Below are 25,195 nucleotides of genomic sequence, written 5' to 3'. Positions count from 1 at the left end.
CAAGGGTGGCGGCACGGTCGACGACGCCTCGATCAAGATCATCAACAACCAGATCGGCACCGGCCAGTGGGGCAAGTACTCGTTCTATCATGACAAGCCCGTCGTCTCCGGCAACACCGATCTGAACACGATGCCGGATCTGGGCGGCGTGAATTCGGGCACCGATGCGCCGACCGCTACAGTGTACGCCGGCACCGCCGGCAACGACACCATGCCGTTTTCCGGTAAGTCCAATGGTGGTAACGAGACTTTTAAGGGCCTCGGCGGCAATGACGTGCTGAAGGGCGGCGCCGGTGCCGACGTACTTGACGGTGGCGCCGGGGCCGATACGGCGACCTATGCCGGTTCGTCCGCGGTCAACGTCAACCTGAAGACCGGCAAGGCGAGCGGCGGTCATGCTACTGGAGACAAGCTCATCGGTATCGAGAACCTCACGGGTTCGAGCTACAACGATACGCTTGCCGGCAATGATGCGCGCAATGTTCTCGTTGGCGGCAAGGGCAGTGATAAGCTCGTCGGATTGGGTGGCAACGACGTCTACAGTGTCGACAACACCGGTGACGTGGTGACCGAGCAGGCCAATGGCGGGTACGATCACGTCAAGGCCTCTGTCAACTACAAGCTCGGTGCGTACGTGGAGAAGCTGGAACTGACGGGCACATCCAACCTGTCCGGTACCGGAAACGGCCAGGCAAACTCCCTCATCGGCAACACCGGCAACAACAAGCTGGCCGGTGGAGCCGGTAACGACACGATCACCGGCCGCGCCGGCAATGACACCCTGAGCGGTGGTGCCGGAAACGACAAGCTGGCTGGTGATGCCGGAAGCGACACGCTCAACGGTGGTGCCGGGAACGACTCGTTGACCGGTGGCGCCGGAAACGACAGGCTGGTCGGAGGCGCCGGCTTCGACAAGCTGACCGGTGGCAGTGGTGCGGACAAGTTTGTGTTCCACCAGTCCAGCCTTACGGCTGACCATATCACCGACTTCGGCTCGAACGATCTGATCTATTTCGACGTGACATCGGGTGCAACCGGCGCGCTAAAAGGCAGTGCGTTCCGGCTCGGCACGAAGGCGCTCGACAGCAACGATCGGTTCATCTTCGACAAGGCCAGCGACACGCTCTACTTCGACAAGGATGGCAACGGGTCTGCCGGCCAGATCAAGGTTGCCGTCTTCGCCAACGGCTACACGCTGTCGGCCGACGATATCTGGCTGCTTTGAGAACAAAGCTATCGGCGGCAGCAGCTGCCCATGGCTTGCTTCACTGACAAGCCCGCCGGTCGTTCGGCGGGCTTGTTGTGTTCTCCGGCCGGTACCTGATGTTCGGCCCCACGTGGGCGTGCTGACGACTGTTTCCGGCCCGGTGGACCGCGGGCGGGGCCGCATCGCGGCCTTTTCAGGCCCTTCCGGCTTCCCAGCCGAGCATCGCCCGTTTGCGGGTCAGCCCCCAGTGATAGCCGGTGAGCGCTCCGCCTTTGCCGAGCGCGCGGTGACAGGGCACCACGAAGGAAAGCGGGTTGCGGCCAACGGCTGCGCCGACCGCCCGCGAGGCCTTCGGCTGGCCGAGTTGCCCGGCGATGTCGGAATAGGTCACGGCCTTGCCCATCGGTATGCGAAGAAGCGCTTCCCATACTCGCACCTGGAAATCCGACCCGATCAGGACGATCCGAAGCGGCTCCTCGGCGTTCCAGCGGGACGGATCAAAGATCCGCGCGGCATAGGCGGCGGTCGCCTCGCGATCCTCCACATATTCCGCGTTCGGCCAGCGGCAGGCCATGTCCTCGAAGCAGGCCCTGCCGTCCGCCTCGTCGCTGAAGGCAAGACCTGCAAGGCCGCGCTCGGTAACCATGACGAGCGCCCGCCCGAACGGGGAGCCATGGAAGCCCCACCGGATCGTCAACCCTTCGCCCCGCGCCTTCCATTCTCCCGGCGACATCGCCTCGTGGGTCACGAAGAGGTCATGCAGGCGGCTTGGGCCGGACAGGCCGACCTCGATGCTGGTCTCGAGCAAAGGCATCGATTCCTGGCGCAGCAGACGCTTGGCATGATCCAGCGTCACGGCCTGCAGGAAGGCCTTGGGAGAAAGTCCGGCCCAGCGGGTGAAGGTCTTCTGCAATTGTGACGGCGCCTGCTTCAGGCGGGCGGCGATGTCATCAAGCGAGGGCTGGTCGCGATAGTCGTCGGTGATCATCTCGATGACGCGGCGGACCGTCTCGTAGTCCGCCCCATCGGGGGTGATGTCGGATTTCAGCGTGGCGACAATGGTCATCATTTTTCTCCTGTGACCACAGGAAAACACGCCCCGCGCCGTCCCGCCACCCGAAACCTGCGCAAGGCTCAGTATCCGCGCTTGACCCGTGCCAGGGCGCCGGCAAACGCCGTCGCGAAGCGCTCGCGGTCGTCGAGGTGCAGGAAATTGCCAATGTCGGTCCGCCGCCCCTGGCCGCTGACCGCCATGTCCGTAATGCCGATCTCGTCGCGCCGCGAAACATGGAAGCGTGCCCAAAAGGGATTGAAGTCGTGCCTGGCCTCGCGCCCCGACGGCGCAAGCTTGCGGATCGAGATGTTGGTGCGTGACAGGGCAACCAGTTCGCGGGCGCGGGCGGCGCGGTTGTTCAGCCAGAAGGCCGCAATCAGGATGAGGAAGTCGACACCGAAGAACATCACGATCGGCCAGGCACCGGACAGGAGAAAAACCGCCATATGGGCGAAGCTCAATGCGCCGGCGATGACGAAGAAGATCAGGTGCCCCCTTCGCCCCAGCGACCGGTGCGGCCTGAGTTCGGCGAGGAACACGGGCCGATCGTTCACGCCGATATCGTCGTTGCCATCGTTCATGACCGACGACTATAGAGGGAACATGAAAAACGCGAAACCGAAATCAGGCGTTGCCGCCAGCTCCCGGGCGGCGCCGAAACGCCGCAACGCCAGGCTGAAGCCGGCCTATTCGCCGGACGAGATCCGCGAGATCTTCCGCCGCTTAGCGGTCCAGCGCCCGGAGCCGAAGGGCGAGCTGGAGCATGTCAACCCGTTCACCCTCGTGGTCGCCGTTGCGCTCTCGGCGCAGGCGACCGATGCCGGCGTCAACAAGGCGACGCGCGCCCTCTTCGCCGTCGCCGACACGCCGGAAAAGATGCTGGCGCTCGGCGAGGAGCAGGTGCGCGACTACATCAAGACGATCGGCCTCTACCGCAACAAGGCGAAGAACGTCATTGCGCTCAGCCAGAAACTGGTCGACGACTTCGGCGGCGAGGTGCCGCGCACCCGCGAGGAACTGGTGACGCTTCCGGGTGTCGGACGGAAGACCGCGAATGTCGTGCTGTCGATGGCTTTCGGCCAGGCGACGATCGCAGTGGACACCCACATCTTCCGCATCGCCAATCGCATCCTGCTGGCGCCCGGCAGGACGCCGGACGAGGTCGAGGATCGGCTGATGCGGATCATTCCGGACGACTACCTCTACCGTGCCCACCATTGGCTGATCCTGCACGGACGCTATGTCTGCAAGGCGCGCAAGCCCGAATGCGAGCGCTGCGTGATCGCCGACCTCTGCAAGTCGCCGGAAAAGACCTGCGACGTCCCGGCCGCGCTGGTCGAGCTGCCGCCGCAGGCGATCGCTGCGACGCAGTGACCGGGCCCACCAGGGCGATCTACCGGGCAAGGCCGTCGATCAATTCGGCAAGCGCCGCCTCATAGGCTTTCCGGTCGGCCCCGGCCGCGATCTCCATGGCGGCACGGTCGAAGGCTGCCGAGAGCAATGCGGTCAGTTCCCGGTCGAGAGCATCCCGACCGCCATGCTGTCGCAGAAGAGCGGAAAGTCCGGCGTGAAGTGAACGCTCCGCGTTGTCCCGGTCAATGGCGGCGGCCGCATTCGCGCCAAGCACGGCGGGTGCCTCCAGAAGCAGCAGCCGGGTGCGGCCATTGGCGGCCATCGCGTCGAAATACCCGCGGGCGCCGCTGAGGAGCGCCATGCGTGCGTCGGTCGAAGGTGTGGCTGTTGTTTCGATTTCTGCCGCAACGGCCGCCGCCTCGCGCTCGGCCACGGCCAGGAAGAGCGCCTTCTTGTCCTCGAAGTGATGATAGAGCGCGCCGCGCGTGACCCCGGCCGCGGCGACGATGTCGGGCGTCGCCGTCTGGGCATAGCCCTTCTCGACGAAAAGCCGCCGCGCGGCGTCGAGTAGCGCGGTGCGTGTCGCCTCGGTTCTGTCCTTGTTGCTGCGGCTCATAATCCGTTCCTTTACATACATGCTGCACGCATGTTAAATGAAAACATGCAGATTGTATGTTGTCTAGATGAGGAGGAAAAGTCATGAAATCCACCAGCTATTATCCCGTCGTCATGACTGACGACGTGGCCGGGACGGCCGCCTTCTACTCCAGACACTTCCGCTTCCAGCCTCTGTTCACCAGCGACTGGTACGTCCATCTCCAGTCGGTCGAAGACGAACACGTGACGCTGGCGGTCCTGGACGGGCAGCACGACACGATTCCTGCGGGGTGGGGAGGGAAAGTCTCTGGCCTGCTTCTGAACTTCGAGGTGGAGGACGTCGACGCCGTCTACGCGACTTGCTGCGCCGCAGGGCTGCCGATCCTGACGCCGATCCGCGACGAGGCCTTTGGCCAGCGCCATTTCATCACGGCCGATCCAAACGGCGTCTTGATCGACGTGATCACGCCGATTCCGCCGAACGAGGAGTTTGCCGGCCACTACGCGCCGTCGGCGCTCCCGAACTAGCCAGGCAAGTCCGGATCGACGCGCGTCAGCAGCTTGTGCAGGTGTACCATCAAACCCGCGGCGAACAGCGGCGTGAGCAGGTTGACGACCGGTATCGCCAGGAAGACCGCAATGGCGAAACCACCCAGTAAGACGGTCGTTGCGTGCTTGGAGCGAAAAAGCCGCGCCTCCTCGGGCGGACGGAACCGCATCGCGGCGAACTCGAAGAACTCTCGTCCGAGGAGATAGCCGTTGACGAGGAAAAAGGCGATCAGATTGACGCCCGGGATAAACAGCAGCAGCAGCGCCACCAGGTTGCCGAGCAACACGACGCCGAGGAACTTGATCGAGCTGACGATCGCGGTGCCGAGCGGCAAGGGGTTGCCGGGCGGATCACCAGGATAGTGGCGCTGCTCGACCACCTCGGCCACGTCATCGAGGAAAAAGCCGGCGACAACCGCCGTGACGGGTGCGAGCAGAAGCGCCAGCGAGAGTGCCAGGCCAGCGCTCGCGAAGATGCCGACGAAGACAGCGAGCCAGCCCGCCCAGTCCGGAACGCCGGTCAGGTAGCCGTCGAAATAGGGAAGCGCGTAGGCGATGAAGCTCTCCCGCAGGGCGAACCACAGCACGATCAGAAACAAGACCGTAATTCCGAGCACCTTCCAGAACACGCGGCGCGTTTCCGGCGCGAAAAGATTGGCCAGCGCCAGGCGTACCGCGTCGAGAATCATCCTGTTTCTCCATGTTTCGCCGGTCGATGTAGGGTGTGGACAACCGCGGCGCAAGGCGGGTCCGCGCCGGTTGATTAAGTCCGTGTTAAGCAACTGGAACTAGGTTTTCCGCCAAAAAGCTCGCCAGTGGCGATATCAGACTCTGGAAATCTCATGCGCACGATCAGGATCAGCAGACTCCTTCCCGCTCTTTTCGTCTTGATGGTGGTACTCGGCGGCCTGCAGGGCGCGGTCGCGTTCCGGTCCCTGTCGACGATCACCGGCCAGTTCGAGCGTATCGGCCGCGAGCGCATCCCACAGATGAGCGCAATCCTGCGGATCAGTCACGACTTCGCAAAGCTGCAAGGCACCTTCTCCGAGCACATGCTGACGAGGAGCCCGGATGCACTGCCGGCAATCGAGGCCAGGATCGCTGAGCACGCCGAGGCACTGACCAGGCAGATCGACACCTACGCGGCTGCGATCTCGGGCGATCGGGAGGCGGAAAGCGTGGTCGGCAGCGTCAAGAGCAGCCTCACCACCTATCTCGCGGAAGCCGAAAAGCTGACGCAGGCCTCCGGGATGGCCGCCAAGGGCGTGGCCGCGGAAATCTTCCAAGGCCCCATGAAGCAGGATGCCGACAGGATCGAGACGGCACTGGCCAGCCTGATTGCCAACAATGAGAGCACGACTGGAAGCGGCATCAAGGCCGCCTTGGCCGAACAGGAATTCGCCTACCGGCTGACGATCGCCGCACTGATGCTGTCCGTCGGGCTCGCCATTGCGGCGATCTTCATCGTCAACCGCCGCGTGATCCGGCCGCTGAACGGCATTTCAGGCGCGATGAAGCAGCTCGCGGACGGCAATATCGGCCAGGACATCCCGCATTCCGAGCGACGCGACGAGATCGGCGAAATGGCCGCAGCCGTCGCCGTCTTCCGCGACCATGCCGGCGAACGCATGCGTCTCGAACGGCAGGCTGCCTCCGACCGGGCGCTGGCCGAGGGCGAGCGCATGGCGCGCGATGCGGAGCGCAATCGCGAGAGCGGCAAGGTGCAGGCGGCCGTCACCTCGCTCGCCGACGCGCTGGGCCGGCTGGCTTCCGGCGACATGACCTGCGTCATCGACACGCCCTTTGATGGGGAACTCGACCGTCTGCGCCAGGATTTCAACACATCTGTTGCACGGCTTAGGGAGGCGCTCTGCGAGGTCGGCGACAATGCGCGGGCCATCGATGCCGGAACGCGCCAGATCCGCTCCGCCGCCGACGCGCTCGCCCGCCGTACAGAGCAGCAGGCGGCTTCCGTCGAGGAGACGGCCGCGGCACTGGAGCAGATCACGACGACGGTGAAGGATTCGACGCGCCGCGCCGAGGAGGCCGGCACGCTGGTGGCGCGCACGCGTGGCGGTGCGGAAAAGTCGGGCGAGATTGTCCGCCGCGCAATTGCGGCCATGCAGCAGATCGAGCAGTCGTCCGGCGAAATTGGCAACATCATCGGTGTCATCGACGATATCGCCTTCCAGACCAACCTTCTCGCCCTGAATGCCGGCGTCGAGGCCGCGCGCGCCGGTGAAGCGGGCAAGGGCTTCGCCGTGGTTGCCCAGGAAGTGCGCGAACTGGCCCAGCGCTCCGCCAAGGCCGCGCGCGAGATAAAGGCGCTGATCACCGCCTCTGGCGCCCAGGTCCAGGACGGCGTCGCGCTTGTGGACCAGACCGGCAAGGCCCTCGAGACAATCGTCGCCGAGGTGCAGGAAATCAACGGCCACGTCCAGGCGATCGTCGTGGCGGCGCGCGAACAGGCGAGCGGGCTGTCGGAGATCAACACCGCCGTTGGCACGATCGACCAGGGAACGCAGCAGAATGCCGCAATGGTCGAGGAGACGACGGCTGCAAGTCACGGCCTGGCCGACGACGTACAGGCGCTGAACGCGCTGATCGGCCGGTTCAATGTCGGCACGGCCCAGAGCCAGTCCGCGCGCGCACCGCACCTTCAGATGCAGATGATGCAGGCGTCGGATTCCGCGTCGGCCTCCGCGGCCTCTTCGCCGCGAACGACGTCGGTGACGAAGCCGGCCAATCCATCAGGAGGCACGGTGACCCAGCTGCCGCGCAAATCGCCCGGCCAGTGGAACGTAAAGGCGGCGAGCGCGACCTCTCGGGCCGTTGCCTCGCCGGCGAACCTGTTGAAGCAGAAGCTGCTCGGCGCCCTTGGTGCGAGACAGGAAGGCAAGAGGGACGGCGACTGGGAGGAATTCTGACCGCCCGCACGCCGGCTCAGGGGTAGCGCCTGCGGTCAGTCTCCCGGCTGCGGCGGATAGAGATGTTCTCCGCCTCGGAAATCGCTGATGCGAAAACGGCCATCGTCCGTCTCTTCTACAGCTGTCGATAAAACCGGCACCTTGCCGTAACCGCCGGGGAGGTCGAGGATGTAGGTCGGCTGGCAAAGCCCGGAGATGCGGCCGCGCAGCCTTTCCACGATCGCCCGCCCCTCGCCGAGACCGAGGCGGAAATGGCTTGTTCCGGGGGCAAGGTCGGGATGGTGCAGATAGTAGGGCCGGATACGGTTCTCCACGAAGGCGCGCATCAGATCGGCCAGTATTTCCGCGTCGTCGTTGACGCCCTTGAGCAGCACCGTCTGGCTGAGCATCGCAATGCCGGCTTCGATCAGCCGCGCGCAGGCGGCGCGTGCCTGTGCGGTCAGTTCGCGCGGGTGATTGGCGTGGAGCGCGACATAGGTCGTCTTTCCCGAGGCCTTCAGTGCCGCGACCAGGTCGGCGTCGATCCGTTCAGGTTCGACCACCGGCACGCGGGTGTGGATCCGAACGACCTTCACATGCTCGACCGCGGCCAGTCGTTGCATGATGTCGCTCAGCCGCCGCGCTGAAAGCACCAGCGGGTCGCCGCCAGTCAGGATCACCTCCCAGATTTCCGGGTGCGTTGCGATGTAGTCGATCGCTGCATCCAGTTGCTCCGGTGTCAGCGTCCCGAGGCCGGCCGGGCCGACCATTTCGCGCCTAAAGCAGAAGCGACAATAGACCGGGCAGACGTGCACAGCCTTCAACAGGACCCGGTCCGGATAGCGATGCACGATGCCCTCGACGGGGCTGTGCGCCAGATCGCCGATCGGATCTGCGCGTTCCTCACCGAGCACCGTCAATTCCGCCGCGTCCGGGATGAACTGCCGGGCGATGGGGTCGCCCGGATCGCTGGCGTCGACCAGGGCCGCGACAGCGGGCGTGATGGCCACGGCGTAGCGTTCGCCCACGCGCGCGATTTCGGCCAGCGACGAACCCTCAGGCACCAGTCCTGCCTCTTCAAGCTCGGCCACCGTCCGCAGCGTCCGCGCGACACTCATGGTGCAGTCTCCGCCACCGGCGCCCAGATGACCTGATCGATGCGGGTCGCCCCGGTCGCCAGCATCACCAAGCGATCGAAGCCCAGCGCGATCCCGCTCGCCTCGGGCATGATCTCAAGCGCTGCGAGAAAATCCTCGTCGAGCGGATAGGTCTCGCCGTACACGCGCTGCTTCTCGGCCATCTCCAGGCCGAAGCGGCGCCGCTGTTCGGCCGCGTCGGTCAATTCGCCAAAGGCATTGGCAAGTTCGACACCGCAGGCATAGAGCTCGAAGCGTTCGGCGACCCGGGGGTCGCGCGGCGACGGCCGTGCCAGGGCCGCCTCGGCCACCGGATACTCGCAGAGGATCGTCGCGCGGCCAAAGCCGAGGTGCGGCTCAACGCGTTGCACCAGCACGCGGCTAAACAGGTCGGCCCAGCTGTCGTCGGGTGCGACGCGCAAGCCGCCGGCCGCCATAGCCCGCGCCAGCGCGTCGCGATCGGTCGAGCCATCCGGGTGGATCGTCGCCAGCAGATCGACGTCGGCATGTCGGACAAAGGCTTCGGCGACCGTGAGGCGTTCAGGATCGGCAAGGGGGTCGCAGTGCTCGCCGCGGTAGCTCAACCTTTCGACGCCGGCCGTTCGCGCCGCAAGCGCGAGCAGCGCGGCACAGTCCTCCATCAGCGTCTCGTAGCCTTCACCCGCCCTGTACCACTCCAGCATGGTGAACTCTGGATGATGCAGCGGACCCCGCTCGCGGTTGCGGTAGACATGGGCGAAGCAGGCGATGCGCCGCTCACCGGCCGACAGCAGCTTCTTGCAGGCAAACTCCGGCGAGGTATGAAGATGGAGCGCCGTCGTTGCGCCCGAGTGGCCGATCGCCTCGGTGCGGAAGGCATGGAGGTGGGCCTCGTTGCCGGGCGAGACCTGCAAGGTCGCAGTGTCGACCTCGACGAAATCGCGCGCGGCAAAATAGGCGCGCATCGCCGCCTGGATGCGGTTGCGCGCAATCAGGAACGGACGGCGGTCGGCGTGGACGTCGGGCGTCCACCAGGGGGACGGGGTCGGCTTGCCTGGCTTCATGTCAAGGTTTCTATCAGATTCCGGCGGAAACACTGGCGCCTTGGCGGAATTTAGGATAGTTGCGGCCGATCCCGCTTTCCGCGGTCCGGGGATGAAATTTCGATCGTCCTCTACGACGGGGCCGCACCAGATACAAGGAAGACTTATGGCAAAGATCATCGCTTCTTCCGTCCGCAAGGGCAACGTGCTCGATGTCGACGGCAAGCTCTACGTGGTTCTGACCGCACAGAACTTCCACCCGGGCAAGGGCACGCCGGTCACCCAGATCGACATGCGCCGCATCTCCGACGGGGTGAAGGTGTCCGAACGCTACCGCACGACCGAGCAGGTCGAGCGCGCCCACGTCGAAGACCGCGAGCACACCTTCCTTTATGAAGACAGCGACGGCTTCCACTTCATGAACCCGGAGAACTATGACCAGTTGACGATGTCGGCCGAGGACGTCGGCGACGCCAAGGCCTTCCTGCAGGAAGGCATGGCGGTGATCCTGTCGACGCACGAGGGCGTTGCGATCGCGCTCGACCTGCCGCGGAACGTTGTTCTCGAGATCACCGAGACCGAACCGGTCGTCAAGGGCCAGACCGCATCGTCCTCCTACAAGCCGGCGATGCTTTCAAATGGCCTGCGCACGCTCGTGCCGCCGCACATTACGGCCGGCACCCGCGTCGTGATCGCGACCGAGGATGGCTCCTATGTTGAGCGCGCCAAGGACTGACACATTTCGCCGCCCGACCGGCACCGGCTCGGGCGGCCCCTTACATTCCCTCCAAATTCCGCTATGACCGATAGCCGGCTCTTACCCTTCGAGACGGAAATTCCGCATGACCCAATTCGACGTGCTGACGGTCGGCAATGCCATCGTCGACATCATCGCCCGCTGCGATGACAAGTTCCTCGCCGACAACGGCATCATCAAGGGCGCGATGAACCTCATCGACGCCGAGCGGGCCGAATTGCTCTATTCGCGCATGGGACCGGCGGTCGAGGCCTCCGGCGGCAGCGCCGGCAACACTGCGGCGGGCATTGCGAGCTTCGGCGGGCGGGCGGCCTATTTCGGAAAGGTCGCCAAGGACCAGCTCGGCGAGATCTTCACCCACGACATTCACGCCCAGGGCGTCCACTTCGCGACGAAGCCGCTCGATCGCGCTCCGCCGACGGCGCGCTCGATGATCTTCGTTACCGCCGACGGTGAGCGCTCGATGAACACCTATCTCGGCGCCTGCGTGGAACTCGGCCCCGAAGACGTGGAAGAGGCGGTCGTCGCGGCATCCAAGGTCACCTATTTCGAGGGCTATCTCTGGGACCCGCCGCGCGCCAAGGATGCGATCCGCAATTGCGCGCGCATCGCCCATGCCAACGGCCGCGAAATGTCGATGACACTCTCCGACAGTTTTTGCGTCCATCGGTACCGCGACGAGTTTCTCGATCTCATGCGTTCGGGAACCGTCGACATCGTATTCGCCAACACGGCCGAGGTGCTGGCGCTCTATGAGACCGAGGACTTCGAGCACGCGCTCGCGATGATCGGCAAGGATTGCCGCCTGGCGGTCGTCACCATGAGCGAGCACGGGTCGATCATCCAGACGGGCGGAGAGCGCATCCGCGTCCACGCCTCGTCGATCGAGCATGTGGTCGACACGACGGGCGCCGGCGACCTCTACGCGGCCGGCTTCCTGCACGGCTACACCCAGGGGCGCACCCTCGAGGACTGCGGCAAGCTCGGTAGCCTGGCGGCGGGGATCGTCATCGAGCAGATCGGCCCGCGGCCAATGACCTCGCTGGCTGAGGCCGCCGCCAAGGCAGGACTCGCCTGAAGGGAATTGCTATTTGAAGGCCTCGCCGGGATAGGCGCCCCAGATTTCGCCCTGCGCCACCCAGCCTTCGGTACTGTCCACCTCGGCATGGCACCAGTCGCCGTTGCACTCGCCGACCTTGACCACGACGCCGGGCTCCAGCTTGGCGACGACCGCACTGGAGGATTGCGGATCGCGGCGCATGTTGACGTAGATGTCGGCGCCCTTTCCGCGCATCCACGGCGCGGTGATCGCCGTCCGCTCGCCGGAAAGCAGAGCCTGGTTGACCCAACCTTCGGTACCGTCGGCATCGCGGATGCGGCGCCAATTGTCGTACTCCTGGATGATCTCCACGGGCACGCCGGATTTCATGTATCGCCATGCCACGGCGTAGTCGACACTCGGGCCGACGCGCAGGTTGACACTCTTGGCCTTCAGGCTGACAAATCGCGGCAGCGGCAGGCCGCTCGGTCCCTTGGAAGCTTGCGCAAAGGCGGCCGGAACGGATTGGATTGCCAAGGCAATCAGGCCGGCAAGCGTGACGGTGCAAACGCGGATATGTAAGCGACGCATGACGAGATCCACCTTAACCGATCCACTTCAACCACCGGGCATCTGCCAGCCGGTCCCCGCCGGCGCGCAAATCACGGGACCATCCTTCAGAGCGGATTGTCTTCGCGACGGGGTCTGGTAGAAAATGCCCTGGATGAAGCAAGTCTTACCGATCTTGGTTAAGGACCCGTCAACAGGATGCTCGAGCAGGCCATGACGAACAAGAAAAAGCCGAAGGTCTACATTACCCGCCGCCTGCCTGACGTGGTCGAGACACGCATGCGCGAACTGTTCGACGCCGAGCTCAACATCGAGGATGCGCCGCGGACGCAACCGGAGCTCGTCGCCGCGGTGAAGACCTACGATGTGTTGGTGCCGACGGTGACGGACCGGATCGACGCTGCCCTGATCGAACAGGCCGGGCCGCAGCTCAAGCTGATCGCCAGCTTCTCCAACGGGGTCGATCACATCGACGTGGATGCCGCCGCCCGGCGCGGCATCACCGTCACCAATACGCCGAACGTCCTGACGGAGGACACCGCCGACATGACGATGGCGCTGATCCTGTCGGTGCCGCGCCGTCTTGCGGAAGGAGCCCAGCTTCTGACGGATCGAAAGGGCGAATGGGCCGGCTGGTCGCCGACCTGGATGCTCGGACACCGCATCTGGGGAAAACGGCTCGGCATCGTCGGCATGGGCCGGATCGGCACGGCCGTCGCGCGTCGCGCCAAGGCGTTCGGGCTATCGATCCACTACCACAACCGCCACCGCGTGCATCCGGCCACCGAGGAAGCGCTCGAAGCCACCTACTGGGACAGCCTCGATCAGATGCTGGCGCGCGTGGACATCGTATCGGTCAATTGCCCCTCGACGCCGGCAACCTACCATCTGCTGTCGGCGCGGCGGCTGGCGCTGATGCAGCCCTCGAGCTACATCGTCAACACGGCGCGCGGCGGCATCATCGACGAGGCGGCGCTGATCAAATCCCTGCGCGAGGGCAAGATCGCCGGCGCCGGGCTCGACGTGTTCGAGCACGAGCCCGCCGTCAACCCGAAGCTGGTGAAGCTCGCAACCGAGGGCAAGGTCGTGCTGCTGCCGCATATGGGCTCGGCGACCCTCGAAGGCCGCATCGACATGGGCGAGAAGGTGGTGATCAACATCCGGACCTTCTTCGACGGCCATCGCCCGCCCGACCGGGTGCTGCCGGGGCGAGTCTGAGCGGACGGCCTGCGCGCGACACGCCGCGACTCGGTCTGATCAGAGGCGCTTCGTCATCTCGATCGAGGTGGTCCGGTCATAACCCGCGTGGCGCTTCTCGGCCGTCTTCTCAAAACCCCAGACACGAAAGCGGGTGTGATTCTCGACAAGCTCGATCCGGGTTTCGAGGCGCAGCGCGGAAAGGCCGAGCGCATGTGCTTGCCGTTCGGCCGCAGATAGAAGCATGCGGCCGACGCCGGATCCCTGTCGTTCGGGCAGAACCGCGAGCTTGCCGACATAGAGGCAGTCCGTTTCGGGTCGGCAGAAGATGCAGCCGACAATGTCATCGCGGTCGACAGCCAGGAAAACGATCTCGGCCAGAGCCTTTTGCTCCAGGCTGGCCGCGGTCAGCCGCAATGCGGAGGATGGCGGGTCGATGCGGCCATCCATGCAGGCAAAGGCGGATCGAATAAGCGAATACAATTCGTCATACCGGCAGAAGGATGCGCCCAGCCGCTGAACGTCCATCTAGGAACCCTCACGGCGGCGATAGCGCATGATCTCGAAGCGGGCAGACAGCCCGTCATAGAGCATCAGCCGCCCGACCAGCGGCTCGCCGGCCCCGGTGATCAGCTTGATCGCCTCCATGGCCATCAAGGTGCCGATGACGCCGGTCAGCGCGCCGACGATGCCGGCCTCGGCACAGGACGGCACGACGCCCGGCTGCGGTCGTTCCGGGAAGAGGTCGCGATAGCCCGGGTTCAGCCGACCGCCCGCCGCTTTTTCCCAAGGCTTCAATACCGTCAGCGAACCGTCGAAGCGGCCGACCGCGCCGGTGACAAGCGGTATCCGCGCCGCCTCTGCTGCGTCGGCGGCCGCATAGCGCGTGTCGAAATTGTCCGAGCCGTCCAGCAGCAGGTCGAAGCCCTGCAAAAACTGCGGCGCGGTTTCCGGCGTCAACCGGGCATCGAACAGTGTCACGCGCACATGCGGATTGATCGCTTCGATCGCTGCCCTTGCGCTTTCGATCTTGCGATGGCCGATCGTCGCGGTGCCGTGGATCACCTGCCGCTGCAGGTTGGAAAGCGAAACCGTGTCGTCGTCGATGATGCCGATATGGCCGACGCCGGCGGCGGCAAGATACTGAAGCACGGGCGCGCCGAGGCCGCCCGCGCCGATGACGAGCACGGACGCGTTCTTGAGCTTCTGCTGCCCGGCTCCACCGATCTCGGCCAGCACGATATGGCGGCGATAGCGCTCGATCTCATCCGGGCCCAGCGGTTCTGCGTTCGGCACGGTCTCCTCCGTCAGTCCTCGTCAATCGTTCCGTTTGCCACGGTCAGATACCGTGCACGATCGCCGAGCGCCTCGAACATGGCACAATCGGTGCCGGTCATGAAAGTCTGGCCGCCGAGTCCATCGACGCGATCGAAAAGTGCCGCCCTGCGTCCTTCGTCGAGATGGGCCGAGATTTCGTCCAGCAGCAGGACCGGGGCGTGATCCGTCATGCTGGCGACGAGGCCGGCATGCGCCAGCACGAGCCCGACCAGCAGTGCCTTCTGCTCACCGGTGGAGCAGCGGGCCGCATCCATGTCCTTCTCGCGGTGGCGGATCAGCAGGTCGACGCGGTGCGGGCCGTCCAGCGTGCGACCGGCTGCAGCATCGCGGTAGCGCCCGTCGGCAAGCAGGGCGGCGTATCTCTCCTCGATCTCGTAGGCCGGCCGGTCGAGATCCTCGTCGAGAAAACCGATCAGCGACATGACGGCAGAAGGAAACGGACCCGCGTCACGCGACGCCTCGACGATCCCGGCAAGGAGGCCGACCAGTTCGCGGCGCGCCAGCGCCATCGCCACGCCCAGTTCCGCCATCTGCCGTTCGAGCGCGCTCAGCCATTGCGGATCCGGCCGCGGCTCGGCAAGAAGCCGGTTGCGACCACGCATGGCCTTCTCGAAATCCGCCGCCCGACGGCCATGTTCGGGATCAAGCGAGAGCACGAGGCGGTCGAGGAAACGGCGGCGGTCTGCGGACGGTCCGGTGAACAGCCCATCCATCGAGGGGGTCAGCCAGATGACGCGCAGATGATCCAGCAACTCGTCGACCGAGCGGGCGGGCGTGCCGTTCAGGCGAAGGCGGCGCGACTGCCCCTCGTCGCCACTCTCGGTGCCCGTCCCGATCTCGATCTCGCCCTGCATGCCGTCGACGGCGGCAAAAACGCTGAAGCCGCCGGCGGCGCCCTCACGCGCGACGTCCGCATAAACCGCACGCCGCAGCCCGCGGCCGGGCGACAGGAAGGAGATGGCCTCCATCAGGTTCGTCTTGCCGGCGCCGTTCGCCCCGGTCAAGACGACGTGGCGGCCGTCGAGACCCAGCGCGATCGACGCATAATTGCGAAAATCGTGCAGCTTCAGGCGGGATATGGTGACCTTGTGGGGCATCTGGCATCCGGATCGTTCCGCCAGAGAGCTATGCCGAAGCGGCCGCAATAGCAAGGCCGCGGCATGGCAGCGGGGTGGTCAAAGCGCGGTCGGCTCAGAACGAAACCGGCGAGATGAGGTTCAGCGCCCGCACCTCGCCGCGCGGCCACTCCCCATCGTCCGTTCGCGCCAGACGGATGTCTCGCGCCTCGCCGGGTGCGAGGTGGAACCAGTTGTCCGATGGCAGGAAGCCCGGGCAATCGATGTGCACCGATTGCAGCAGCCGGTCGGCCTGGAGCTGAAGCAGCCAGCCGCCCTCCGCCTGCACGAGAACGGCCGTGAGGTTGCCAGCCAGTAGCGCCTTAGCCCGGCCGCGAGGGAAATGAAAGGCCTGCGCGATCGGCGCGGCCGTTGTCCCATCGCGCAACGTCGCGACCGTCACGTCGTGCGATGGCGGTCCGAAGCGGAAGGCGTAGGACGTATCGAAGAAGGCGCCGAACAGGTCGGTCGCGGCGATCGTGACAGCCTCGCGCCCCTCAAGCGCAAGGTCGCGCCGGCCGGAGACGACGGGCTGGCGGCCATCACGCAAGCAGACGACCTCGACGGTCAGTGTCCGTTGCCGATCACCCTCATTGAGCACGTGGACGTCGAGGCCGTTGGTACCCTCGTCGGACAGGAGAACCTGCACCGGACGGAAGGCGCGCCGGAGCGCGTGCCAGGCGGGCTTGGGCAGGCCCGTCGCATCGATGACACCCCAGCCCGCGCCCGGCAGGAGATCCTGGAAGGTCCAGACGAGCGCGCCGTTGCAGCTCGACTGCGGTCGGCGCCATTCCGCGAAGGTCGCCTCCATGACCTCGGCGCTGGCGGCGCGGGAGAGGTCGAGATAGCGGATCGGATCCTCGCGGCGCAGCCGCGCCGGGTCGCAGTCGTAGAGCAGGCCCAGATAGTGATCGCGGATGTCCTCGAAGTCCCACGAGGCGCCGCGGTCGCGCGGCACCCGCGCCTTCCAGCGCGGGTCGTGCACGGCTGGAACCGGCAGATGCGCGTCGAGCGTCGACTGCTCGGGCACGTTGGCGAACGCGAGCGACTCGGCCGCGAAGCGCACATGGGCGCGGCGGGCATCCTCCAGCGGGCGGCAGTAAGCGCCGACCCCGTAATAGTGCGTCACCCCGGCATTCGGCGAGAACGGCATGGCGCCGCCCGAAGGCGAGTTGGCCACGAAAGCCACGTCCGCCCGCAACGCTTCGACGGCTTGCGGCAGGATGCTGTCCGTCAACGGACCGCTCCAGGCCGGGCGCGGCAGGCCGAGCATCGCCGCCTGCTGGAACATTTCGCTGCCGCCGCAAAGAACCGCCAGCGCCGGCGAGGCGGCGGTGCGGCGGAGAAATTGTTCGGCTTCAGCGCGGACGAGGGCAGCGAAATCCGGGTCGGATGCCGGGTAATCGAAATTCGCCAGCATGAAGTCCTGCCAGACGAGTATGCCGAGTTCGTCGCACAGGTCGAAAAAGGCTTGCGTCTCGTAGGCCATCGTGCCGCCGATGCGCAGCATGTTCATCCCGGCTTCCGCCGCGGCCCGCAACAGCGGTTCGTACCGCTCCCGTTCGCCCGGCAGATCGACGATGTCCGCAGTCGTCCAGACAGCGCCGCGGCAGAACACCGGCGCGCCGTTCACACGGAGCGAAAAATCGCTGCCGTCCGGGCCACGGTCGATCTCGATCCGTCTGAAGCCGACGCGGCCAATCGCATGGGTCTGTCCGTCGACGTGCATTTTCACCGCATGCAGGGCGGGCCGGCCGTGGGTGTGCGGCCACCAGGCGTCGACATTGGCGAGGGAAAGCTCCGCGCTCCACCGGCCGTCCTTTGACAGCGTCATTTCAACACCGGAACCGGCGCATCGAAGTTCGGGCGTGCCGGAAAAGCCATCGCCTTGGAACGAGGCGACAAGGCGCCCGGCGCCATCGGGCTCAAGCGTCGCCTGCAGCCGCACGTCCTGCGGCGCCGCGGGTTGCGGTCGAACGAGGCGGACGGGGCGATAGGGCCCGACCGCTTGCACCGCAGGACACCAACCCGGCATGTGGCCGAGAAGTGTTGTCCGCACGAGCCGCAGGCCTTGCGGCACGATCATTTGCGGCCGCCACCGGGCGCGCGGCCCGCGCCTGTCCAGATGTGGCGCAAGTGCCCGGAAGCAGATCGCCAGACAATCGTCGCCGGTCAGCGTCACCGCAAGGTCGTGGGCGACGAACATCGAGCTGGCCGCAAGCCGCTTTTCTCCGTTCCAGTAGACTTCCGCGATCGTCGCAAGCCCCTCGAAAGCAAGCGTGGCCGGCCCAGGTTTCTCGCCTGCGAGGTCGAGGAAGTACCAGGCGTCCAGATCGATCAGGGGCAGGGGGTCGGTGCGGTCGAAGCGGCCGATGCGCTCCAGTGCGCCCGCGACGGTGCCGGGCACGGGTGCATCCATCGCTTCGACATCGTCTGACCGCATCGACGGGTCGGACCAGGCCCCCGCCTCCGTCAGGCAGAGGCGCCAACCTTTGCGGAGCACCACCTCGTGCGGCAGCGCGTCTGGTCCTGGACCATCCATGGCCTTCCACCTCAATCGATGCGGTCGACAAGCACCCGCATCATATCCTCCCAGGATTGGACGGCGGGGGCGAGCGCGGTCGTAAGCGGGTCGAAGCGCTTGCGCGCGACCGCCCGGGCCAACTGGAACTGGACCGATTTGGCGACTTCCGAAATGTGGCGGGCGGCCATCGCTGCTTCGGTCAGCGTGCCGTCGGGGGCCAGCCAATCGAGGTGGCTTGCGGCCAGCTCGAAATTGGCCCCCAGTTGCCGCAGGGTGTTAAACGCGTATTTGTGGAAGAAGCCGAACGGGCGCTCCGCCACCGCCTCCACCTGGCTGGGAAAGACCCTTGCGAAGGCCGCGACGGGATTGTCCTGTGGCCGGCGTTCCAGGTGGAAGCGCACCAGGCGCCTGGCCTCCCGAAAGAGATGCACCTGCGCTGGATAGGACCTCGGGAACTTGGCGAACTCGGTGTAGGGCAGGAACGGCAGCGCGCCGCCTGCATCGCCCAGCTGGAACAGCCCGTCGAAGTCTTCGCCTTCCAGACGGAAGAATCCGGCATTGTGGTAATAGTCCAGCGTGCGGTTCTCAAGGTCGATCCGGTTGATCGCAACCGTCGTCTTGCCGTGTTCCAGTCGGTAGGCCACACCGCGGGTATCCGGCATGTAGAAGCTGTCCATCTCCACCAGACAGAGCCGTCCGCGCCTGATCTGCTCGGCGACATGGCACTCGACGCGGTCATAGATCGCAAGCTCGGTGCAGCGGATGCCATAAAGGGCTTCGAGGTCTTCGAGCGGTACCTTGAAGAAGGTGAACTGGTCGCCCTCGAAGTCCTGCGTCAGGGTGAAGCCGAGCATGGCTTCCGGCGGAAGGCCCAGCGCGTTCAGCACCTCGATCCACAGATCGACGTAGCAGTTGGTTTCCGGCCACATGCGCTCCTGGGCGTGGAGCGCATGGGGACGGTAGGTGGCGGGATCGAGCCCGGGAAAGACCGACTGGGTCACGATCTCAACCCCAGAGGGCTTTGCGGACGTTCGCCGGCCATTCTGCGACATCGAGCCCATGGGTGTGGAACAGGGCCAGCGCGATGCGCTCGAGGCCGAAGCCGACGCAAGCCGTATGGGCGACGCTGCCGTCTTCCAGATACAGCTCCCACTTCGCGCCGAACGCATCCTGGTGGTAGTTGAAGCTCATGCAGGCCGTCGGCTTGGCGACCGAGGTGATCGGGATCAGCAGCTCGAATTTCAGGTTCTGGTCGCGCTGGTTGTTGGCGAGCATCCTGCCGGCGCGGCCGAAGAAGGGATCGTTGGCAACGTCGATCGCCACGTCGAGGCCGACTTCCTTCATCATCTGCACGCCGCGATCCATCCAGGTCTGGCGGAAATCGGTGACGTGCTTTTCCGTACCCATGCAGACGAATTCGCGCATCCGGAAAAGCTGCTGGCGCGCTGGATCCTGCGAGGGTTCGTGGCGGAAGCAGTAGGACTGCAAATCGAACAGCGCGCCCCGTAGCGAGATGCGGCCCCGTTTGGCGACAGTCGGATAGAGCGGATAACAGGCCGCCGGCGTCAGCACGATGTCGGTCGCCTTCTGGTCTTTCGTCCAGTCGTCTTCGCCAACTTCCATGCACTGCAGCAGGCTCATATGATCGAGTTCGTTCCCGCAGAAGGAATGCACGGTGCCGGCAAGCTGCGGGAAGCTCTTCATGTAGCCGCTCCTTTCGAAGAAGGTGCGGTTCATACCGGGCGGAAAGCGCATGGCTTCTGCGCCGTCCGCGCCGCCGAATCGGTCGATCATGCGTTCGAAGGCGACGATGACGTCCTCGAACTGGCCGCTGCGGCCATAGAGTCCATCAACGCCGGTATCGATCAACAGACCGGCGTCGAACAACCGGTCGAGAAACGAGGTTTGCATATCCATGTTCTTCACCCCAGGAGACTGGTGTCCTGCTTGTGAACGAGCAGGAGATTGGACGTGTTGCCGAGGATGCGGTCGTTCGAGATCATCAGTTGCGCCGAATGCGCGTCGCGCAGATGCCGGCCCAGGCTGTAGGGCGTGCCGTTCTTGTAACCCATGATACCGCAGATCAGCATGGCGTGGTTGATGATCGTCAGGATCGTCTCGGACGAGCCGATCTTCAGGTTGTTCATCGCCACCGCAAAGCCCATCGAGGATAGCCGGTCGGGATCGGCCTTTGCCGTCTCGAATTCCTTCAGGCCGGCGACCACGTTCGATTTCAGGAGCTGCAGGAGGTTCGATGCCTCCGCCAGACGCAGCGCGCCCGGCGGCGTCTGGCCGGGCGACTTGCGCGCGGCAGCCCGGACGAATGCCTGCGCGCGCGCCATCGCGTCGACGGCAATCCCGTACCAGACCGCACTCCACAGAAGGTGCGACGTCGCCAGCATCGACTGGGCGGCGATCTCTGCAAACGGCTTCGGCAGGATCTGCTCCGCCGGCGCCTCGCCCTTGAACAGATAGCCGTCCGAACAGGTGCCGCGCATGCCGAGCGTATCCCACACATGCGTGCGCTCCAGCGTGTACTGGTCCCTGGTGAAGACGGTCATCACCTGATCGGTCGAGGCGGCATTCGCATGGCTGCGCGAGGTGATCAGGATCGCGTCGGCCTCGGCGCCATAGGAGATGACGGTGGCGTCCTTCTGCAATTGGCAGCGATCGCCCTCGATCTCGATGGCGCAAATGCTGTTGCGCAGGTTTCCGCCGATTCCGCCCTCCGTCGTCGCCGAACCGAGCAGCAGCTGTTCGGCCGCTATCCGGCCCATGAAGGCCCGGTGCCAGGGACTGTCTTGTCCATGCGACACCAGGCTGGATACCTTGATCTGGTGCATGGCGAAGACCATGGCGGCAGAGGCGCAGGACTGGCCGAGAACCGAGCAGATCTCGGCGATTTCGGCAAGGCTGGCGCCTTCGCCGCCGAACTCCGGCGAAATCTGGATCGACAGAAGACGCTCGGCCGCCATGGCCGTGACCGCCTCGCGCGGAAAGCGGCCCTTGGCGTCGACATCGTCAGCGTGGCCGCCGGCCACCGCGGCGACACGGGCGGCACGCTGCACCAAACTCGCCCCGCTTGAGATGTTCATGCGGCAGCCTCCGAATTGCCGATCAGCCCCGCGACGGCACGCGTGATTGCGGCGATACTCTGAAACGATTTCCGGTTGAGCAGGCTGTCGGGGAACTCCACGTCGAACGCTTCCTCGATTGCCAGCATGATCTGGACGGATGCAAAGGAGGACATGCCGGCCGCATAAAGATCGGCATCGTCGGTGATCTGGTCGACGGCGACCGGCAGACCACCATGCTTGGCGAGCAGCTCACGGATTTTCTCTGTCATGGCAATCTTCTCCAGTGTGTACTTCTTGTCGCGATGCGTTGCGGTCGCCCGCCACGGCTATGTTCAACCAGAGGCATACAGGCGGGGGTGTAACAACGGTTGAAAGGACATGGATAAGATTTCGTGAAACGCGCATGCGCTCACGGCCCCGGGCCCGAAAGACCTTGGACGGCGGCAACCGAGCCGTTCGAAAATTCAAAGTATTTTCAGAGAGTTTTGGCGACGGGGCATGATTTCGCCGTGCTGTGCACGGTTTAAGGGTTGTCAACCATGACCCGAATGGACCCGACCGTCGCCCCGTTGACCTCTGTCGGCAAGGGCAGCGTCGTCATTGCGCGGCAGACCCAGCACCGCAGGTGCCCCTGACCGATCAATGGCCCAGCGCTGCGTGCCGTGGGACAAGACGCGTCCAGGAAAACGCAGTCGCCTCCGGAAGCCGGGGCGGGATCTGGCTAGTGTGCCTCGTCCCAATTGTGCGCGGCCCTGGCGTCCACCTTCAGCGGCACCTTCATCGAGACCGCCGGCATTGCGGCGGTCTCCATCACCTCGACGACGACCGGAAGCGTGCGTTCGACTTCCGCCTCCTCGACCTCGAAGATCAGTTCGTCGTGCACCTGCAGCAGCATGCGGGCGGAGAGTCCGCCTGCGGCAAGCGCCGGCTCCATCTTGACCATGGCGCGGCGGATGATGTCGGCCGCGGAGCCCTGGATCGGCGCGTTGATCGCCGCACGCTCGTTGAACGCGCGGACGGAGGGATTGGACGACTTGATCTCCGGGTAGTGCGCGCGGCGCCCGAAGATGGTTTCCACATAGCCGTGCTCGCGGGCGAAGGCCTTGGTGTTGTCCATGTAGTCCTTGATGCCGGGGAAACGCTCGAAGTAGCGCTTGATGTAGTCACCCGCTTCGGAGCGTTCGATGGAAAGCTGGTTGGCGAGGCCGAACGCGGAGATGCCGTAGATGATGCCGAAGTTGATCGCCTTGGCGCGGCGCCGCACCTCCGCCGGCATGCCCTCGACCGGCACGCCGAACATCTCGGACGCCGTCATCGCGTGGATATCGATGCCGTCGGCGAAGGCCTGCTTCAACTGGGGGATGTCAGCGACATGGGCAAGCACGCGCAGCTCGATCTGGCTGTAGTCGGCCGAAACGAGCTTGTGTCCGGGCGAGGCGATGAAGGCGGCGCGGATCTTGCGCCCTTCACCGGTACGGATCGGAATGTTCTGGAGGTTCGGATCGACCGAGGATAGCCGGCCTGTCGTCGTCGAGGCGAGCGAGTAGGAGGTGTGCACGCGCCGGGTTTGCGGATGGACGTACCCGGGCAGAGCGTCGGTATAGGTGGACTTCAACTTCGTCAGTTGCCGCCAGTCGACGATCTTGCGGGGCAGCGGTACGCCCTCGGCCGCGAGGTCCTCCAGCACCTGCGCCGACGTCGACCACTGGCCGGTCTTGGTCTTGGCGCCGCCGGGCAGGCCCATCTTGCCGAAGAGGATGTCGCCGAGTTGCTTCGGCGAGCCGATGGTGAAGCGCTCGCCGGCAAGCTGGTAGATCTCGTCCTCGAGCGCGGCCGCTCCCTGACCCAGTTCGCCGGAAAGCCGCGACAGCACCTGACGGTCGATCGTGATGCCGCGTTCCTCCATGCGGGCGAGCACCGGCACGAGCGGCCGTTCCAGCCGTTCGTAGACGGTCATCAGCCCCTCTGCCGCTAGCCGCGGCTTGAGCACGTGCCACAGGCGCAGCGCGACGTCAGCGTTTTCGGCCGCGTAGGCGCTCGCCCGGTCGATGTCGACGAGGTCGAAGCTTTGCGCGCCCTTGCCGCTGCCCGTCACGTCCTTCAGCGCGATCGGCTTGTGACCGAGCCAGCGCTCGGCCAGGGAATCCATCCCATGCGCGCCGGCGCCAGCGTCGAGCGCATAGGACATCAGCATGGTGTCATCGAAGCTGCGCACGCTGATGCCGTGCCGCTTCAGGACGAGGTAGTCGAATTTGAGGTTCTGCGCCACCTTCAGGATCGACGGATCCTCGACCATCGCCCGCAGGCGCTCGAGCGCCTCAGCGGTCGGAACCTGCCCGTCCGCAAGCCCGGCGCCGAGCAGGTCGCCCGCTCCGGTCCTGTGCTGCAAGGGAACGTAGGCGGCGCGGATGGAGGCGCCGGTCGGATTGTTGGCGTTGTCTGCGATCGCCAGTGAAAAGCCGCAGAGATCCGCCTGCATCGCGTCCTGCGTCGTCGTCGCCGTGGCAAAGCCGACGAGGCCCGCCTCGCGCGCATCGGCGATCCAGTTGTCGAGCGCCGCAAGGTCACGGATCGTCGCATAGGCGGAATGGTCGAACGGCCGGCCCGCGAAGAACGCGGCGCGCGCCTTTGCCAGGGCCGCCGGCGTCGGCGCGTCGGGAGAGGCATCCGGCAGCAGCGTCCCGGCCGCCTGCGCCGCGCTCGTCGCGTCGTCGGTCACCGGTCGCCCGGCCACGATGTCGAGATCCGGGCCATGGGCCTCCGTGCCCCATTCGACCGGAACGAAAGCCGCCTCGATCGCGGATGCATCGCAGCCGCAAACCTCGGCGACACGCCGGGTGAGGGAGTTGAACTCCATCGCCTTGAGGAAGGCGATCAGCCTCGGGCCGTCTTGCGGCTCAAGCACGAGACCGTCGAGCGGCACGTCAAGCGGCGTGTCGGTCTTCAAGGTCACCAATTCGCGCGACAGCAGCGCCTGGGCGCGGTTGGCGATGATATTCTCGCGCCGCTTTTGCTGCTTGATCTCCTCGGCGCGCGCCAGCAGCGTGTCCAGGTCCCCATATTCCTGCAGGAGCTGGGCCGCCGTCTTCGGTCCGATTCCGGGAATGCCGGGAATGTTGTCGGTCGAATCGCCCGTCATCGCCTGCAGGTCGATCATCTTGTCCGGGGTCACGCCCCACTTCTCGATGACTTCCGGAACGGAGATCTGCTTGTCCTTCATGCTGTCGTACATCGACACCTTTGGTGTGACCAACTGCATGAGGTCCTTGTCGGAGGAAATGATGGTGACGTCGGCGCCGGCCTCCTCGGCCAGGCGCGCATAGGTGGCGATCAGGTCGTCGGCCTCGTAGCCCTCTTTTTCGATGCAGGGGAGATTGAAGGCTCGCGTCGCATGGCGGATCAGCCCGAACTGCGGGATCAGGTCCTCCGGCGGCGCGGTGCGGTTCGCCTTGTACTGATCATAGAGCTCGTTGCGAAAGGTCTTCGAGGAGTAGTCGAAGATGACGGCGAAATGGGTGGGCGTCACCCCGACATCGGTGTTGCGCGCGTCCTTGAGCAACTTCCACAGCATGTTGCAGAAACCAGAGACCGCGTTGACCGGCAGGCCGTCCGACTTGCGGTTCAGCGGCGGGATCGCATGGAAGGCGCGAAAGATGAAGCCGGAGCCGTCGACGAGGAAGAGATGATCACCATTTTTCATGGCTCATGGATAGCGCGCGGCGCTGCGCGCGTCCATCATCCTTTGCCCCGAGAT

23 protein-coding genes are annotated in these 25,195 nt (G+C 65.2%); 7 read left to right on the top strand and 16 right to left on the bottom strand.

From position 1 onward, the window contains the following. On the top strand, positions 1–1,225 hold a 1,225-nt coding region (locus tag JNC62_RS19610), incomplete at its 5' end, for a calcium-binding protein (protein ID WP_374841020.1). 175 nt (positions 1,226–1,400) lie between these two features. Here JNC62_RS19610 and JNC62_RS19605 read toward each other — a convergent pair. Together JNC62_RS19605 and JNC62_RS19600 are read right to left on the bottom strand one after the other, a co-directional pair. Beyond that, on the bottom strand, positions 1,401–2,273 hold the full coding sequence (locus JNC62_RS19605; RefSeq protein ID WP_374841018.1) for a methylated-DNA--[protein]-cysteine S-methyltransferase: 873 nt from the start codon (positions 2,271–2,273) through the stop codon (positions 1,401–1,403). Positions 2,274–2,341: 68 nt separating this feature from the next. Beyond that, complete coding sequence (locus tag JNC62_RS19600) at positions 2,342–2,842, bottom strand: DUF2244 domain-containing protein (protein ID WP_374841016.1); 501 nt, start codon at positions 2,840–2,842, stop codon at positions 2,342–2,344. Here JNC62_RS19600 and nth point away from each other — a divergent pair. Next, positions 2,841–3,635 (top strand): endonuclease III, encoded by a 795-nt coding sequence (gene nth / locus JNC62_RS19595; RefSeq protein WP_374841014.1) that lies wholly within the window; start codon positions 2,841–2,843, stop codon positions 3,633–3,635. The genes JNC62_RS19600 and nth overlap by 2 nt on opposite strands. A 19-nt stretch (positions 3,636–3,654) precedes the next feature. Here the strand turns inward: nth and JNC62_RS19590 are convergent, their stop codons facing one another. After that, positions 3,655–4,230 (bottom strand): TetR family transcriptional regulator, encoded by a 576-nt coding sequence (locus tag JNC62_RS19590; protein ID WP_374841013.1) that lies wholly within the window; start codon positions 4,228–4,230, stop codon positions 3,655–3,657. A gap of 83 nt (positions 4,231–4,313) precedes the next feature. Here JNC62_RS19590 and JNC62_RS19585 point away from each other — a divergent pair, with 83 nt between their 5' ends. Then, on the top strand, positions 4,314–4,739 hold the full coding sequence (locus JNC62_RS19585; protein ID WP_374841011.1) for a VOC family protein: 426 nt from the start codon (positions 4,314–4,316) through the stop codon (positions 4,737–4,739). Here the strand turns inward: JNC62_RS19585 and JNC62_RS19580 are convergent. After that, positions 4,736–5,449, bottom strand: a complete 714-nt coding sequence (locus tag JNC62_RS19580; RefSeq protein WP_374841009.1) for a sulfate transporter family protein — start codon at positions 5,447–5,449, stop codon at positions 4,736–4,738. The genes JNC62_RS19585 and JNC62_RS19580 overlap by 4 nt on opposite strands. A gap of 153 nt (positions 5,450–5,602) precedes the next feature. Here JNC62_RS19580 and JNC62_RS19575 point away from each other — a divergent pair, with 153 nt between their 5' ends. Beyond that, the gene (locus JNC62_RS19575) at positions 5,603–7,687 is read left to right on the top strand and encodes a HAMP domain-containing methyl-accepting chemotaxis protein (RefSeq protein ID WP_374841007.1); all 2,085 of its coding nucleotides are present in this window, start codon (positions 5,603–5,605) and stop codon (positions 7,685–7,687) included. Between the two features lie 35 nt (positions 7,688–7,722). On the opposite strand, the gene JNC62_RS19570 is transcribed toward JNC62_RS19575, so the two are convergent. After that, entirely contained in the window at positions 7,723–8,784 is a 1,062-nt protein-coding gene (locus JNC62_RS19570) for a lysine-2,3-aminomutase-like protein (protein WP_374841005.1), read from the bottom strand. Continuing rightward, on the bottom strand, positions 8,781–9,845 hold the full coding sequence (gene epmA, locus JNC62_RS19565) for an EF-P lysine aminoacylase EpmA (protein ID WP_374841003.1): 1,065 nt from the start codon (positions 9,843–9,845) through the stop codon (positions 8,781–8,783). Before epmA ends, JNC62_RS19570 begins: the two co-directional genes overlap by 4 nt. Positions 9,846–9,990: 145 nt before the next feature. Here epmA and efp point away from each other — a divergent pair, with 145 nt between their 5' ends. Together efp and JNC62_RS19555 are read left to right on the top strand one after the other, a co-directional pair. Then, complete coding sequence (gene efp, locus JNC62_RS19560) at positions 9,991–10,560, top strand: elongation factor P (protein WP_374841000.1); 570 nt, start codon at positions 9,991–9,993, stop codon at positions 10,558–10,560. 106 nt (positions 10,561–10,666) lie between these two features. Then, on the top strand, positions 10,667–11,659 hold the full coding sequence (locus tag JNC62_RS19555) for an adenosine kinase (RefSeq protein WP_374840998.1): 993 nt from the start codon (positions 10,667–10,669) through the stop codon (positions 11,657–11,659). A gap of 9 nt (positions 11,660–11,668) precedes the next feature. Here JNC62_RS19555 and JNC62_RS19550 read toward each other — a convergent pair whose 3' ends face one another. After that, on the bottom strand, positions 11,669–12,211 hold the full coding sequence (locus JNC62_RS19550; protein WP_374840996.1) for an SH3 domain-containing protein: 543 nt from the start codon (positions 12,209–12,211) through the stop codon (positions 11,669–11,671). 192 nt (positions 12,212–12,403) lie between these two features. Between JNC62_RS19550 and JNC62_RS19545 the strand changes: the two genes are divergently transcribed. Next, positions 12,404–13,408 (top strand): 2-hydroxyacid dehydrogenase, encoded by a 1,005-nt coding sequence (locus JNC62_RS19545; RefSeq protein WP_374840994.1) that lies wholly within the window; start codon positions 12,404–12,406, stop codon positions 13,406–13,408. Positions 13,409–13,447: 39 nt separating this feature from the next. Here JNC62_RS19545 and JNC62_RS19540 read toward each other — a convergent pair whose 3' ends face one another. From JNC62_RS19540 to polA, 9 genes are all read right to left on the bottom strand, one after another. Continuing rightward, a complete protein-coding gene (locus tag JNC62_RS19540; protein ID WP_374840992.1) occupies positions 13,448–13,915 on the bottom strand; it encodes a GNAT family N-acetyltransferase in 468 nt (155 codons plus the stop codon). After that, positions 13,916–14,698: a molybdopterin-synthase adenylyltransferase MoeB gene (locus tag JNC62_RS19535; protein WP_374841032.1), complete on the bottom strand. Its 783-nt coding sequence runs from the start codon at positions 14,696–14,698 to the stop codon at positions 13,916–13,918. Next, positions 14,695–15,822, bottom strand: a complete 1,128-nt coding sequence (gene recF / locus JNC62_RS19530) for a DNA replication/repair protein RecF (RefSeq protein ID WP_374840990.1) — start codon at positions 15,820–15,822, stop codon at positions 14,695–14,697. Before recF ends, JNC62_RS19535 begins: the two co-directional genes overlap by 4 nt. A gap of 94 nt (positions 15,823–15,916) precedes the next feature. After that, on the bottom strand, positions 15,917–18,382 hold the full coding sequence (locus JNC62_RS19525; protein ID WP_374840988.1) for a glycosyl hydrolase 2 galactose-binding domain-containing protein: 2,466 nt from the start codon (positions 18,380–18,382) through the stop codon (positions 15,917–15,919). A gap of 11 nt (positions 18,383–18,393) precedes the next feature. Beyond that, positions 18,394–19,416 carry a DUF1839 family protein gene (locus JNC62_RS19520; RefSeq protein ID WP_374840986.1) on the bottom strand — a complete coding sequence of 341 codons (1,023 nt, stop codon included), beginning with the start codon at positions 19,414–19,416 and terminating at the stop codon, positions 18,394–18,396. Then, positions 19,370–20,281, bottom strand: a complete 912-nt coding sequence (locus JNC62_RS19515; RefSeq protein WP_374840985.1) for an amino acid--[acyl-carrier-protein] ligase — start codon at positions 20,279–20,281, stop codon at positions 19,370–19,372. Before JNC62_RS19515 ends, JNC62_RS19520 begins: the two co-directional genes overlap by 47 nt. A 5-nt stretch (positions 20,282–20,286) precedes the next feature. Continuing rightward, positions 20,287–21,459 carry an acyl-CoA dehydrogenase family protein gene (locus tag JNC62_RS19510; protein ID WP_374840983.1) on the bottom strand — a complete coding sequence of 391 codons (1,173 nt, stop codon included), beginning with the start codon at positions 21,457–21,459 and terminating at the stop codon, positions 20,287–20,289. Then, complete coding sequence (locus tag JNC62_RS19505; RefSeq protein WP_374840981.1) at positions 21,456–21,710, bottom strand: acyl carrier protein; 255 nt, start codon at positions 21,708–21,710, stop codon at positions 21,456–21,458. The genes JNC62_RS19510 and JNC62_RS19505 overlap by 4 nt, the downstream gene beginning before the upstream one ends. Positions 21,711–22,162: 452 nt before the next feature. Next, a complete protein-coding gene (gene polA / locus JNC62_RS19500; RefSeq protein WP_374840979.1) occupies positions 22,163–25,141 on the bottom strand; it encodes a DNA polymerase I in 2,979 nt (992 codons plus the stop codon). Positions 25,142–25,195 lie beyond the last annotated feature (54 nt).

This window comes from Mycoplana ramosa, assembly GCF_041930185.1.
GTDB classification, from domain to species: Bacteria; Pseudomonadota; Alphaproteobacteria; order Rhizobiales; family Rhizobiaceae; genus Mycoplana; species Mycoplana ramosa.
Note: the sequence above shows the minus strand (reverse complement) of the source record. Positions and strands in the feature narration are given on the sequence as shown.